The sequence below is a fragment of the Microbacterium sp. GXF7504 genome, assembly GCF_054798235.1.
The window spans coordinates 152518-165219 of sequence record NZ_JBSJZI010000001.1; the positions used below are offsets into that span (position 1 = coordinate 152518).

Consider the following 12702-nt stretch of genomic DNA (forward strand, 5'->3'; position numbering starts at 1 on the left):
CAGCCCGAGCGGGTCGCTGCCGAGCGAGCCTCGGTCAGGTGAGCGAGTCGCGGCGCCAGAGCCCCGCCGCAGCCGCAAGGTCCTCGGCGTACCGCGCGAGTCGCAGCGCCCGCGTCGTCAGCGCCGACGCCCGCTCCGGCTCGGTGGCCTCGTAGTCGTCGGCGACGTGCGTTGCGCCGGCCGACTGGATGCGGCAGAACGCCGCCGCGCGCTCGAGCGCGATCGCGAAGTCGCCCTGGAACAGCCCCCGCAGGATCATGTCGATGAGCGTCACGAGCTCGTCCGGGCTCGCCGGCGCCGGCGCCCCCACGACGACCTCGTCAGACGACCCGGTCGCCGTGCGCCCGCGCTCGTAGAGGAGCGCGGCGGACGCGGCGTCGTCGTGGATCATGAGCTGCAGCAGGTACAGCCGCCACAGTGCGCCCGGCAGAGAGCGCGCGGGTGCGCGCGACCAGAGCTCGGCGATGTCGTCGATGCCGTTCTCGTCGGTGAAGGTGACGAGCCGGTCGACCACGGCCGCATCCGGGTTCTCGCGAACCCGCGACAGCAGCGCCTGCGCGGTCGAGTGCGCGACGCGCGAGACCTCGGCCGGGTCCTCCGCGGAGAACAGCCGGTCGAAGAGTTCGGCGGGTCGCCGGACGGGCTTGTGGAAGGGCCGGGGGTCGTCTGTCACCGGATCCAGGGTACTCGCGCCCGGCCCGCCGGGAGCGGTTCAACTCGTCTCGACGGCGAGGATCGGCGGGCCGGACGGGTCGCCGCTCGGCGAGCCACCGGCGGGCTCGATCGTCACGGCGATGACGTCGCCCTCGTGCATCTCGCCCGACAGCTCCGCCGTCGCCTCGTCGCCCTCGGCGACGAACACGCCGGCCGAGATCGGCACCCCGTCGCGGATGAACCACAATTCGAAGTCGCGGTCCTCCGGCAGCACCGGTAGCCCGTCGCTGACGAGCACGGCCTCGCCGAGCATGGCCGACCAGTGCGCGGTGGCGGTGCCGCCGTCGCCGAATGTCGCGGTCGCCGACTGCGCGTCCTCGGCGGACTCGATGCGCTCAAGCGCCACGAGGCCGGCGGTCGGCCGGGTCTGGTCGAGGAAGACGGTGATCCCGGCACCCACGGCGACGAGCAGCGCGAGCCCCGCGACGAGCGCGAGCCAGGCCCGGGCGGTGCGCGATGGTCCCCACTTCGGCGGGTCGACCCAGGTCTCGCCGTCGATCTCCTCGGCGAGCGCGGGGGTGGCCTCGCCGTCGTCCGGCTCGTCATCGCGCTGCGGCGCAGCATCCTGCGCCACCGACGCGATGCGTGCGAGCAGGGCGTCCTTCAGCTGCGGCGGCGGCACGACCTCGGGCACGGCGTCGCCGAGGAGCGCGGCGGTCTCCTCGTCGGCCTCGGCGCGGGCACGGTGGTCGGGGCGCGCCATGAGCGCGCGGCGGAACGCGCGTTCCTCCTCCTCGGAGAGCGCGTGGAGGGCGTGGCCTGCCGCCAGTTCGTCGAAGTCGCGTTCGTTCATGCCTCCACCCCCATGCTCGTCCTCAGGCGGGAGAGTCCGTCCCGCATCCGTGTCTTCACTGTGCCGAGCGGCGCGCCCACCATCGCCGCGATCTCGCTCTGAGAGTAACCCCCGTAGTAGGCGAGGGTGATGGCCTCGCGCTGCGGGTCCGGGAGCTCCCGCAGCGCGTCGACGATCCTGGTGCGTTCCAGCCGCAGCTCCGCCAGTTCGGCGACGCCGTCGTGCGGCACCTCGAGGTCGCGGATGCCCGTGCGCACGTCACGGTCCGTGCTCGCCTGCGACGCCCGCACACGATCCACGGCCCGACGGTGTGCCATGGTGAGCACCCACGTCCTGCCTCGACCTTTCTTCGGAGCGAAGCGGGATGCGGATTGCCAGATCTCGAGGAAGACCTCCTGCAGCACCTCCTCGCTCTGCGACCGGTCGACGAGCACGCGGAGGATGAGGCCGAACACCCGCGCGGAGAGCGCGTCGTAGAGCTCGGCGAAGGCGGACTGGTCTCCGTCGCCGATGCGGACGAGGAGGTCGCCGACGTGGTCGACCGGGTCGGCCCCCGCATCGGGGACGTCGAAGCCGTCGATCACCATGGCCCCAGCATGACCCCTCGCGCGCGCGGGCACGAGACGGGGGTGGGGGCTTGACGCGGCGCCGCGGCTCCCCTTCCCGCCGCGACACGCCGGGTGCGGATTGCGTCCAATCCGATCCCGACGGGGTGCCGAACGACCTGACAACACGCCACACCGGGTGGCGCTCACACCACAGGGAGATGTCATGCGCACTTCGAAGAAGATCACAGCAGGTCTGGCTCTTGCCCTGGCGGGCGCGTTCGCGCTCACCGCGTGCTCGAGCGGTGCCGACACGAGCTCCGACGAGATGGAGTCGTCGACGCCGGCGCCGATGGAGAGCGAGTCGGCCATGCCGACGGACGACGCCCTCGCGGGCCTCGTCGGCCCCGGATGCATGGACTACGCCGAGGCCGTGCCCTCGGGGGCGGGTTCGGTTGAGCAGATGGCGATGGAGCCCGTCGCGACCGCCGCATCCGGCAACCCGCTGCTCACCACGCTCACCGCCGCGGTCAGCGGCCAGCTGAACCCGAACGTCAACCTCGTCGACACGCTCAACGGCGGCGAGTTCACGGTGTTCGCGCCGGTGGACGACGCGTTCGGCAAGATCGACGCGGCGACCCTCGAGACGCTGAAGACCGACAGCGACCTGCTGACCTCGATCCTCACGTACCACGTGGTGCCCGGCCAGATCATGCCCGCCGACATCGCCGGCACGCACACGACCGTGCAGGGCGCCGACCTTGAGGTGACCGGCAGCGGTGACGAGTGGATGGTCAACGGCGAGTCCATGGTCATCTGCGGTGGCGTGGAGACCCAGAACGCGACCGTCTACCTCATCGACACGGTGCTGATGCCGCCGGCCGCCTGAGCCGACAGCGAGCGCGGGGCCGCCGGCTCGACCGGCGGCCCTTCGTGTGCGCGCACCCCCGCGTCAGGCCAGTAGGCTTGACGGACGGGCCTCTAGCTCAGTCGGTAGAGCATCGGACTTTTAATCCGCGGGTCGTGGGTTCGAGCCCCACGGGGCCCACCAGGTTTCATGTGCCGCGTTCCCTACTCTCGACTGGGATCGCGGCATATCGTTTCTCGGCGGAATGGTCGCGTGAAGCCAATCACAACACCTGATCACTCGCGGCGTCATCCAACGCCGCTGAAGCAGAGGACAAGCTCGTCGTCGAACAGGTCGGCGTAGGTACCCAGGTTCCCACGGCGGACTCGTGGCGTGAGCATCCGCTGCACCGGCTTGACGTTCGGTCCGGCGGAGATCGCGAGAGACGCCGCGGGGGGCGTGAGCGTGCCGCGCGGGAAGAGGCCGGGCCCCTCGAACCCCGTCTCGGGGCGACCGCGATGGATGCCGTCGTCGAGGCTTGTGCGCGAGCCACGGCGCTGTTGAACAGCCCGTCGTCGACTTGGGCCGGCGCATGTGGATCTGGACGTCGCCGAACACGATCTGGTCCCGCGTCTTGCCGCCGACCATGCGTTTTATCGCGTCTGCGAAGAACGCCGGGTACGGGGACCCTTCGCTTCTCGTGGCACTTGGGTGTGCCGATCTCGATGAAGCTTCCGACTTCCACGGCGTTCTCCTCCACGCTCACGCACCGCCGTGTGAGATCGACGTGCTTGACCCGCAGCCCGGTCGCCTTTCCCCGGCGGAGCCCCGTGTACGCGAGGAACACGACAGTTCGGGATGGCTGGACGCGCGGTCAGTGTGGCGACCTGGGTGTGGTCGAAGTACGCGCGGCTTGGACGTCTTGCGCGGGAGTTTCACGCCGCGAGCGGGGTTCGCCGCGATCCGCCGGTCGCGCATCGCGACGTCGAGGATCCCCGCGAGCACTTCGTGCACGCGTCGCACCGCCGTCAGGCTGTGGGTCGTCATGACGCTTGCGATCCAGGCCTGGATCTCGGAGTGGCGGATCCCGCCAACCTGTCGAGAGTCCCACTTGGGCTGAACGTGGATGCGCCAGCCGGAGTCCGTGCTGCGAAACGTCGAGGGCTAGAGGTCGGCGCCGTGACGCGATCCACTCCTCCCCCAGAGCACCGATCTGATGCGAGAGACCCGCTTGCCGGCGGCCGTCCGGTGGGATGGATGCTGCCCATCGTGTCCCCCTCATCTCTCCGCGACGAGACCATCGTCAGCGCCCTCTATCTGCTTCACAAGACGGGCCGCTCGTTGGGACGCGATTCGGCACGGTCGCGTCTTCCTCCCTCCAAGCTTTCGGCGGGGCCGGAACACAAAGCGGCCGAATCGGCGGAGCCGGCGCAGTGCCCGGCGGGAGCGGCCAACGCCAAGCACAGCGTCCTCGACATCTAGCACCAGGATCGAGCCCGCTGAGGGCCCCGCCTCCGCACACATCTCAAAGGATGACGCCGCACGCGCAGCCGACGCCCCCGCCGGCGTCGTCGAGCCCGACGTCGCGGTCGTGCAGGAAGACGCGGAGCTAACGAATGAGCCCGCCGATAGAGTGCCGGCGTGGACTACGCCGCGCTGTACATCAACATCGGGATCTTCGTCGCGACCGCCGGAGCTGCAGCCGTCGCGTGGTGGCAGGCGATCCAGGCCGATCGCGCCAGCGTAGAGTCTCGGCAGGCCCAGATCGCTGCTCTCACCGCTTGGCAGGAGTCGGCCACCGCGCTAACGCGTGCCAATGACATTGCGGGCATGTCTGCACGGGCCGGCTACGCTTCGGTCCTCAATGAGCTCGCCGCGGGGCTCGTCGGAGCGCGATTCGCGGGCAAGCCAAAGCAGGAGGTCGTCCAGGAATACACGTTCCGGCTCAACGAGGCCGCGTTCCTCGCCGGGCCCGAAGCCGACAATGGGATCGCGCGATGGGTGACGAGGTTCGCTGATTCCATCGACGCAAAGAGCACCCTCGCCGCTGGCTCCATGGAATTCTTCGAGGCGATGCAGCTGCTGGGCGATCGCATCCGGCTCTGGCATCGTGACCCGGCGGCAGCCGCGGCGCTCATCCGTGAGGATCCCCGCCTCCCCGACGGCTGGGACAACTGACCCCGCTATCCCGCCAGTCGACACGAGAATCAGCGCGCTCACCGACCGCCCCTCGCGCGGCCCTAACAGAGGCGCTCGGTGCAGCGGATCCCGTGACAGATCCCGCGCGATCGATGGCGTGCACCGCGTAACCACCGCCATGTCGCTTGCCGCCGATACTGATGGGCATGGGTCGCTATCTCGTAGAGTTCGAAAAGGTCTCGGGCGCGAGGAGTTCAATGCCCGCACGGAGCAGTTGCACCAGCAGCGCGCGGTTCCGTCAGAGTTGCCACCGGTTTCTCACGAAGGCGAAACCGAAATGATCGATTACCTGAATCAAGGGCTCGCCCTGGTGAAGCTCGAGCCGGGGTCTTGCTGACAAGCACTGGTCCGGCTCCTCCGTCAATCCGCACGCGCTCGAGTAGGCTCTCGGGTCTCCCACCGACTCCTCTTGGCTACGGTTTTGGGTGGCGAAACCCGCACGCTAGCCCACCGGCGTTCGGGCCGTCGCTACCGGTAGTCAGAGTCGTCCTCGAGCCTGCTCTCTACGTAGTCGGCTACGAGGGACCACCAGCTTGAGAACCTGTCGGCACTCGACAGCCCGAGGACGAGAGAACCAGGCGGCATGTCGGACATCTCCGCCGGTATCGACGCTATCTCGATGAACGGAATGTCAACCGCGGCTTCGCTCAGATCGGGAGCATCCGCCAACCAACCCTCGTGGTCGTGAACCGGAGGTCGGAGGAGATCGAGGATCGCCGGCAACGTCTGCCGCACTAGGTTGTCCAGGTCCTTCGAGTGCCCGCGCTTCTCGAAGAGGATCATCGAAATGCCGCTCCGGGCGCGCAGGGGCAGCAACGCGGGGAACTGTTCTCGGCGGTCTTCCAGTATCTGGCGAAGGCGGCGTTCGAACACGGCAGTTTCTCCTCGTTCCGGGAGCGTGCCGACATTGAAGATATAGGGGCAGTGAGCCAGGCGCGCGCTCGCTCGCCGCCAGACGCCGAAGCGGTCGACGGGGAGGTCGGTTAGCAGCGATGAGAACACCAGGTCTACATGCTGTTGCTGCTGCGTCTGATCCAGATAGTCGATCTGATTCTCAAGCTGCTTGATCTTCCGCTGGGTTTCCTCGATGGTGGGGTCGAGCATCGACCGCCACTCGCGCAGTTCGTCTCGTTCGAAGTCCGACTCGTAGGTCGAGCGTCGGCCTCTGCCGTAGACGGCCTTGAAAGGATCCCACCGCTCGTCAAGGTTGCCAGCGACTCGGAGATCCTCAAGGACGCTGGCTCGCGGCTGTGCGGTAATCCAGATCTCGGGCGTTTCTATCGCCCGATCTGTCGCGACGGGTGGCGAGGATGGATCGCCCCAGGACGATCCGGGATCCGTCATAGGTCGACCGATGCGGGCGAAGAGCAACTTCACCTGCCGGTCATCCTGGTACACGAGGCCGTTCAGTTCGTCGAGTAGCCACTTGCAAACGCTGTCGATTCGTGCGCCGTTCCTTGCAGCGCTGGTCACGGATATGTCGAGCGCGATGTGCGCGCGGGGCTTTGGCCAGTTGGTCTTCTCTCGCGCGTAGCGGACCAGCGGGTCATCCTCGAAAGCCGCATGGAGCGCTTGCCTTGCCCGCTCTCGTGTCGCCCGACGCGTCTTCTTGGTCGGGCCCTCGATGGGCACGACGACTCTCAGCGATGACATCCGCCGCCTGAACATCCGGATGCGCTCGCCGGCGCCGCTCTGCCAATAATGCGTCACGTCATGATTCTGGACGAAACTACTGCAGTCATGGCGAGTTTGGCCCGGGGGCTACGTAGACACGATAAGTATGGACCGCTTGAGCTACAGGGTTTTCTGGTCTGTTATTGCAAGACGCCCTCCGCACACCGCCGGCTCCATTCCACGAAGCCTAAGTAATCAGAGAGACGTCAAGCGGCTGGCGGGAAGTTCGATCATCGAACGGCTTACGGGATCATCGAACGGCTTACGGAAGGTGGGCGCCCGTTCCCGCTCGTGCAGTACGGTCGGGCCATGAGGCTGCTCTCCGAAGGGTGGTGCGAGCGCGGCCCGTCCATCTCTGAGGCGGCCGCCGAATTATCCTCGCCCGCTAGAGCTTGGTGGGAATCCGACGAGTTCCGAGGCGCTCCGACTGACGACCTGCGAGCCGCGATGAACGTGTGGTTTCTCACTGGAGCTACGCCCTCCCGCCGCGACGTAAGAGGAGTCGACGATGGGCTCGTCGACCTTGTACTGCGTGCCGCCGACGCAGCCTGAGCCCCTCGAAATCCTGGCGACGATTGACTGGAGGGAGGTATCAGGCTGCCTCGCGCGGCAGCTCTCGTCGCCGAGCTGAAGCGGGATGAACCCCCGAAACGCTACATCCCGGTCCACCTGCAACGCGGGTGGCAGCCGCCTCTGGCCAAGGACCGAAAGGCGCGCGATACGGGCGACCTTTGGCTGGAAGCCGTCGAACGTGTGCGTCACGAGGCACGGGTAGGCGCGATCAGCGAAGATGCCGCAGCCGCGATGCAAGCAGTCTTACCCGGGATCAAGTTTGGCGCCCCGGTCGCAGCCGCTAGGCAGTCGGGCTTGTGCTCGAATCATGGAACGCCGCAGTCGACTCCGTTGACATGCCCCACTTGAAACGGCTATCCGCGTACCTCTCGACTGAGGAACGCCCAGTGCGCCACCTCGCGAAGCTTGAGCGCAAGGCGGTCGCGCTCGGCGCCCAGTGAAGACGCCTGTAGCCGGCCGCTGGGCAACCTCCTACCCACGTCACCAAGCTGGTTTACCGACGGCACGTTTACCGCTCCGGCCGGTTTGACTGATCTCTGGCTGGATGGTGGGACCGGGTACATCATGCGCTGGGGACGCGAGAGCGGCTGGACCTATCACGAGACTGACTGACGCCCTGCGGTTGCAACGGCTCATTGAGTGATCAACCCGAAACGAACACTTCTCTGTGGCAACCGTGCGGTGAGCACACGCGAGATCCGGTGGGGCGGACCGACTCCTTCGTGACTGATCAGCGAAGGACGAATCGAACGTTTGAACTCAGGCAATCGGTTTTCGCACACTAGGTTGAGCGCATGGCAAATGCGAAGTATCCGCCATTTGGAGCGTTGGATTTCGGGCGCCTCGACGCCCGGGAGGAAGCACAGCGCGCGCCGGAACTGCTCCTCCAGGGGTTCTTTGACTTTGAGAATGCTGCCTACGATGTCGCATCAGGCCAGGCGTGGGTCCTGATCGGCCCCAAGGGTGCGGGTAAGTCCGCCTGCCTAGAGCACCTCGGACTCACTTGGGAGGGTAACCACGACCGGTTTCTGTCCCGGTGGGATCTCGCAAGCTTTCCGGTAGCTGACGTGACGAGAATCCAGGTGGGAAGTTCGCTGGGACCGACTAGCACGCGAGCGGCCTGGCAGTTCCTTATTTTGCTGCGCGTCTTCGAGTCCCTCATGCGTGACCAGAGTGCTCGATACCCCGGCGAAGTCACGGGATTCCACAAATCGCTCATCTCGGCCGGCCTCATCGGCGGCCCCGATTTGCGGACAAAGTTCTTCGACTGGTCCAAGACGACGGTGAAGTTCAATGTGCTCGTCTTCGGTGTGGAAGGAAGCACGCAGGAGGCTGAGGCAACCCCGCTCCAGGTGGTCGAGCTTCTTAGACGCGCTATCGCTGATATTCATACCGAATCGCGCCACATTCTGTCAGTCGACGGACTGGACTCTTTTTTCGCCCAAGCGCAGGATCAGAGGGAGTCACTTGGTGCACTCCTGGATGCGTCACATGAGGTGAACCACTTTCTCATCGAGACCCAGACCCGATCCTCTGTAGTCATTGCCATCCGGCACGACATGTTCGTTGCGCTGCCGAGCACTGATTCGGCAAAACTTGGGGACCACGCCGTCGAACTCGACTGGAGCCGGGGCGGCACCAGCAAGGGGGACGACCTCTGGAGCCTGATCAACGCTAAGGCTCGCGCCTCGGTTCCCGCCTCTCATGTCGGCCTCACTCTTGGGGACGTGCGCAAGGCGTATCTCGCTGAGCCAATCGGCGTCGGTCCACACAACGATCTTCCGTCCTACTTCCTCGCGCAGACTCGGCTCATCCCGCGCGACTTGGTCGCTCTCATGACGACACTTCAAAAGTCACACACGGGCGCCGGTCAGGTGCGCGAACAAGCCGCCGTTGCCGCCGTGAAGCGATACTCGGACACCTACTTCATTCGAGAGATGCGCAACAACCTGAGTCACGTCCTCCCTGGGCAGAGCGATAAGGTCGCCGCCTTCTTCGACGCACTGAGCGTCCTGCCTTCTCGGGAGTTCAACGCGAACTCTCTTCGCGCCGAGCTGGACGGGATCGTAGACAAACCGGAACTGCGAGCGTTACTCAATCAACTGTTCCTGGCGGGCGGTCTAGGCGTTCGTTCGCGACGTGGGGGTTCAGTGCACACCAACTTCATCTTTCGCAAGACGTCCGGGGGAGGCTTCTCATTCGTTGCGGACTACGTTCTGCACAACGCGCTTGTCTCCGCACTCAATCTCCACTGGTGACGCGCGCCTGCTCTGAGGCGCCACCGGAGCAAATTGCGACGCGAACGCAGGAGCGCACCGCCCCCCGCGAGCCGGTGCCTAGCTACGCGTCCTGGCATACAGCCCTCTCTTCGGTATTCGGGATCTACCTCATGACCGACACCTGCATAACCGACACCCGCGACGGCCGAAACTACGTCGGCAAGGCAGACGGCGACGCAACCGGCAGCTGGAGCGCATATGCGACAAACAGGCACAGGGAAATGTCGAGCCTCGTGGGTCGAGCCCGGCCTCTTGCGCTTCTCGCTGCTCCGAGCCTCGACCCGTCAACACCCACCAGGGACATCGACACAGCCGAGAGCCACTCCAAGGACGCAGTGGACTCGCGACGTCACGGGCTCAACAGGAACCGGACCCACACCGGCGACCAGCTACTTCGCTAAGCCCAGGCGGAACCTCCATAGCACCGCTCCCGGCCCGCCCGCGACGCCCCATAAGTGCGCATCGCCCGCAGCGGGGTCCATACAGGCTCGGTGTAGCCATCGTCAGACGACGCCGCGTATGTCGGTGATCCCTGGACGGCACGAAGGAGCATCGGATGGGCAAAGCAGACAAGCTGATGGAGCAAGCCAGGCAGCACCTGGAATCGGACGAGGTCGTCGAGGCTGCGGAGATGGGAGCCTACGAGGCCAAGTTGATGGGGAAGGATACCGTTCGCAACGGCGTGCTTATCGCGACCGATCGCCGAGTCGTGTTCTACGCAAAGAAGCTCGGGCGATTGATCTGGAGTCGTTCCCGTTCGGCAACATTTCATCTTTCGAGCACGGCAAGTCGATGATGGGTCATCACGTCACTTTCCACGCGTCTGGTAGCCGGGTCAACGTGAAGTGGCTCCAGCCACCGAACGAGTGCGCTGCGTTCCTCGACGCCGTCAAAGCCGCGATGAACGCGAAGCACCGAGTACCGAATGCTTCGCCCAATGCGCCAACCGCACCCCCGTCTCCGCCGGTCCCGCCCAGTTCAGCCGACGAAATCGTCGCGACGCTCCACAAGATCGGCGAGCTCCGCGATGGCGGGGTTCTCACAACCGAAGAGTTCGAGGCGAAGAAGGCTGAGTTGCTCAGTCGTCTGTAGACGACGAAGGTTCCGAGTCTGGTCACTCCGAAGTTGAGACGCGACCGGCGCCCCGTGAGAGCACGACCTGCGGGCACCGCCCGGTTGCCGATCGCCAATAGCGCTGACTCAATCGAATCGGTAGTCGTCCACGGCGCCACCTTCCAACACTGCCCGGATTGCCTCGCGCTTCCACACTCGCCCGAGGTCCGAAGTATTCGTTATGCGCCCCGAGTAGACCCCGAGAAGCTCCCAGGACTCGGCGGAGCCGATCTGAATGCTCCCCCGCTGCGTGAGCTTAGTCCGCTCCGGCGTCCAGTACGCGATGACTGGCGAACCCGACTGACCAGGACGAGCCTTCGCGTCTACGAGGAAGCAAGGCTTCCCCTCGAAGTTCAACTCGGGTTCGGTTGCGATACTCGCACGTGTCCAGACAGGCAGATCGATTCGTTGATCGAGGTCGAACGGAAAACCAACGATGCTCACTTCCGAAGTCGGGGTGAACGCCGCAGGGTCGGCCGGCTCCGACGCGTCGTACGGCATGAAATCCTCGGTGCGAGCCGGGTAGGCCGGACCAAATTCAAACGCGACGACGTCAACCGCTCGACCAAGCGTTGGGTGGACGAGCCACCGCGCTCGCCCCTCGTCATCGTAGAGCCGCAAGTCGTAGCGCACCTTGCCGAGTCGTTGATCGGCAGCCGACTCGACGATTACATGGGCCTCGATGTAGCTCGGCTTCGCGGATGAACTCCCCGTCGGTTCATCGGTCAGCGGGTCCCGCCCCGTCATCACGTGCCAGTTGGTCACGAGATACGACCTCTTGTGGCTGAAGACCACGAAGCCGGTTCCTGTACCTAGCACCACCCACTCGTCCGAATCGGCGCGCTGGCGAATCGCGCGGAGGTACACGGACATCAGAGATGGTGCGGAGAGGCGGATCACCCCATCAGGATAGGGACGCACCAGAAAATGCTGCCGCGACCTAAGCCAGCGTGTACCGCCTCGTGCCGGCGACGGAGCCTCAACCGGACAGCCACAGACGCGCGCTACCCAGCCCCCGCGCGCACTGCCCGGATGAGGATCAAGCCCGACCCGGCGCAGGCCGTGCGAACTAACGGACTGGGGCCCCGAGCCGACCGGAGCTGTTGAGCCGCATGTCCCCGCGGCCCCCTCGACCGGCGTCGCTCCAAACGGCGCTCGTTCGAACCGTGAGACGTGGCTGCCCGTCGTAGCCGAGAGGTTCGTCCCGCAGCGGAAGGCATGACAGGTCGACATCGAAGCCACGCCGGCGCGACCAAAGGATCTCGCCGGGCATGGCTACGTCGCTCCCCGCCGCGTTTGATGCCACAGGAGCCGGTAGGGCTGTGACACGTTGATCACGATCGCCGTCTTCAATACCATCGCGCTAGTAGGGTGACGGCGTCGTCGCTCACCGCCGACTCATGCCCAGTTAGGAACGGGCGGACTTCGGTTCAAGCAGGGACATCCACTGCTATTGCAATCCGTGCAGACCTTCCCGTCGACCAGTGACGTGCCAGGGAAGGGCGCATGCTGGGATGCCCGAACCGGGTGGACTACTTCTTCATCACCCTCACAGATTCTGCGGGACGTGACCTGAACGTTGGCGAGGAGTACATGAGCCAGCTTGGGACTGCACTCAATGAAGTACTTCCTGCCCTGCGAGTCAGATAGAGACTCGATGGGGCACTGGCGGCGGGCGACGACCAGAGATCGGTCGTCCCTACCCTGGTAGGTCGCCGACGACTGCGAGGGCAGTCTACGTTCTTGAGCATGTCCCGATGTCGAGCAACGGCACGTTGAACTCGACGAGGGCGGTGACTGCTTGCGGCAGCTCCCCGATCGCACGCACCGTCCCCTGCCGCAAACCTCCCCATCCGGCCGCTCCGCGAAACGGGATCCGAATCGGGCCAGATCGAGGACACGTGCCGTGGCGGCCGATGCAACCTTTGCCGCGCTCGGTGCGGACACCCTCGCTGGAGCGCTCCA

The 12702-nt window shown here is 65.7% G+C and carries 10 protein-coding genes and 1 tRNA gene; 6 read left to right on the forward strand and 5 right to left on the reverse strand.

Annotated elements, in window-relative coordinates:
- Nucleotides 1-34: 34 nt before the first annotated feature.
- The 3 genes from ACWAUO_RS00760 to sigK are packed head-to-tail and all read right to left on the reverse strand — an operon-like array spanning nt 35 to nt 2094.
- Entirely contained in the window at nt 35-673 is a 639-nt protein-coding gene (locus tag ACWAUO_RS00760; protein ID WP_460772252.1) for a DNA-directed RNA polymerase subunit beta, read from the reverse strand.
- A 39-nt stretch (nt 674-712) separates the two neighbouring features.
- Nucleotides 713-1507 (reverse strand): anti-sigma factor, encoded by a 795-nt coding sequence (locus ACWAUO_RS00765; RefSeq protein WP_460772253.1) that lies wholly within the window; start codon nt 1505-1507, stop codon nt 713-715.
- On the reverse strand, nt 1504-2094 hold the full coding sequence (gene sigK / locus ACWAUO_RS00770; RefSeq protein WP_460772255.1) for an ECF RNA polymerase sigma factor SigK: 591 nt from the start codon (nt 2092-2094) through the stop codon (nt 1504-1506). The genes ACWAUO_RS00765 and sigK overlap by 4 nt, the downstream gene beginning before the upstream one ends.
- 184 nt (nt 2095-2278) lie before the next feature.
- On the opposite strand from sigK, the gene ACWAUO_RS00775 reads away from it, so the two are divergent.
- The 3 genes from ACWAUO_RS00775 to ACWAUO_RS00785 all read left to right on the forward strand — a co-directional run bounded on the left by ACWAUO_RS00775 (nt 2279) and on the right by ACWAUO_RS00785 (nt 5077).
- A complete protein-coding gene (locus ACWAUO_RS00775; RefSeq protein WP_460772257.1) occupies nt 2279-2941 on the forward strand; it encodes a fasciclin domain-containing protein in 663 nt (220 codons plus the stop codon).
- Nucleotides 2942-3027: 86 nt separating this feature from the next.
- Nucleotides 3028-3103 (forward strand) — tRNA-Lys (locus tag ACWAUO_RS00780).
- 1437 nt (nt 3104-4540) lie between these two features.
- The gene (locus tag ACWAUO_RS00785; protein ID WP_460772258.1) at nt 4541-5077 is read left to right on the forward strand and encodes a hypothetical protein; all 537 of its coding nucleotides are present in this window, start codon (nt 4541-4543) and stop codon (nt 5075-5077) included.
- A 489-nt stretch (nt 5078-5566) separates the two neighbouring features.
- On the opposite strand, the gene ACWAUO_RS00790 is transcribed toward ACWAUO_RS00785, so the two are convergent.
- Nucleotides 5567-6808 (reverse strand): hypothetical protein, encoded by a 1242-nt coding sequence (locus ACWAUO_RS00790; RefSeq protein ID WP_460772260.1) that lies wholly within the window; start codon nt 6806-6808, stop codon nt 5567-5569.
- A 1331-nt stretch (nt 6809-8139) separates the two neighbouring features.
- Here ACWAUO_RS00790 and ACWAUO_RS00795 point away from each other — a divergent pair.
- The 3 genes from ACWAUO_RS00795 to ACWAUO_RS00805 all read left to right on the forward strand — a co-directional run bounded on the left by ACWAUO_RS00795 (nt 8140) and on the right by ACWAUO_RS00805 (nt 10716).
- Complete coding sequence (locus tag ACWAUO_RS00795) at nt 8140-9603, forward strand: P-loop ATPase, Sll1717 family (protein ID WP_460772261.1); 1464 nt, start codon at nt 8140-8142, stop codon at nt 9601-9603.
- 577 nt (nt 9604-10180) lie between these two features.
- Nucleotides 10181-10420 carry a hypothetical protein gene (locus ACWAUO_RS00800; protein WP_460772264.1) on the forward strand — a complete coding sequence of 80 codons (240 nt, stop codon included), beginning with the start codon at nt 10181-10183 and terminating at the stop codon, nt 10418-10420.
- A 104-nt stretch (nt 10421-10524) separates the two neighbouring features.
- Entirely contained in the window at nt 10525-10716 is a 192-nt protein-coding gene (locus tag ACWAUO_RS00805; RefSeq protein WP_460773270.1) for an SHOCT domain-containing protein, read from the forward strand.
- Nucleotides 10717-10824: 108 nt separating this feature from the next.
- Here ACWAUO_RS00805 and ACWAUO_RS00810 read toward each other — a convergent pair whose 3' ends face one another.
- Nucleotides 10825-11637, reverse strand: a complete 813-nt coding sequence (locus ACWAUO_RS00810) for a trypsin-like peptidase domain-containing protein (RefSeq protein ID WP_460772265.1) — start codon at nt 11635-11637, stop codon at nt 10825-10827.
- Between the last annotated feature and the right edge of the window lie 1065 nt (nt 11638-12702).

What these genes read in the sequence shown, in the direction of transcription:
- ACWAUO_RS00765 (WP_460772253.1), bottom strand. Translation starts at nt 1,507, where the DNA reads ATGAACGAACGCGACTTCGACGAACTGGCGGCAGGCCACGCCCTCCAC.
- sigK (WP_460772255.1), bottom strand. Translation starts at nt 2,094, where the DNA reads ATGGTGATCGACGGCTTCGACGTCCCCGATGCGGGGGCCGACCCGGTC.
- ACWAUO_RS00775 (WP_460772257.1), top strand. Translation starts at nt 2,279, where the DNA reads ATGCGCACTTCGAAGAAGATCACAGCAGGTCTGGCTCTTGCCCTGGCG.
- ACWAUO_RS00795 (WP_460772261.1), top strand. Translation starts at nt 8,140, where the DNA reads ATGGCAAATGCGAAGTATCCGCCATTTGGAGCGTTGGATTTCGGGCGC.
- ACWAUO_RS00800 (WP_460772264.1), top strand. Translation starts at nt 10,181, where the DNA reads ATGGGCAAAGCAGACAAGCTGATGGAGCAAGCCAGGCAGCACCTGGAA.
- ACWAUO_RS00805 (WP_460773270.1), top strand. Translation starts at nt 10,525, where the DNA reads ATGAACGCGAAGCACCGAGTACCGAATGCTTCGCCCAATGCGCCAACC.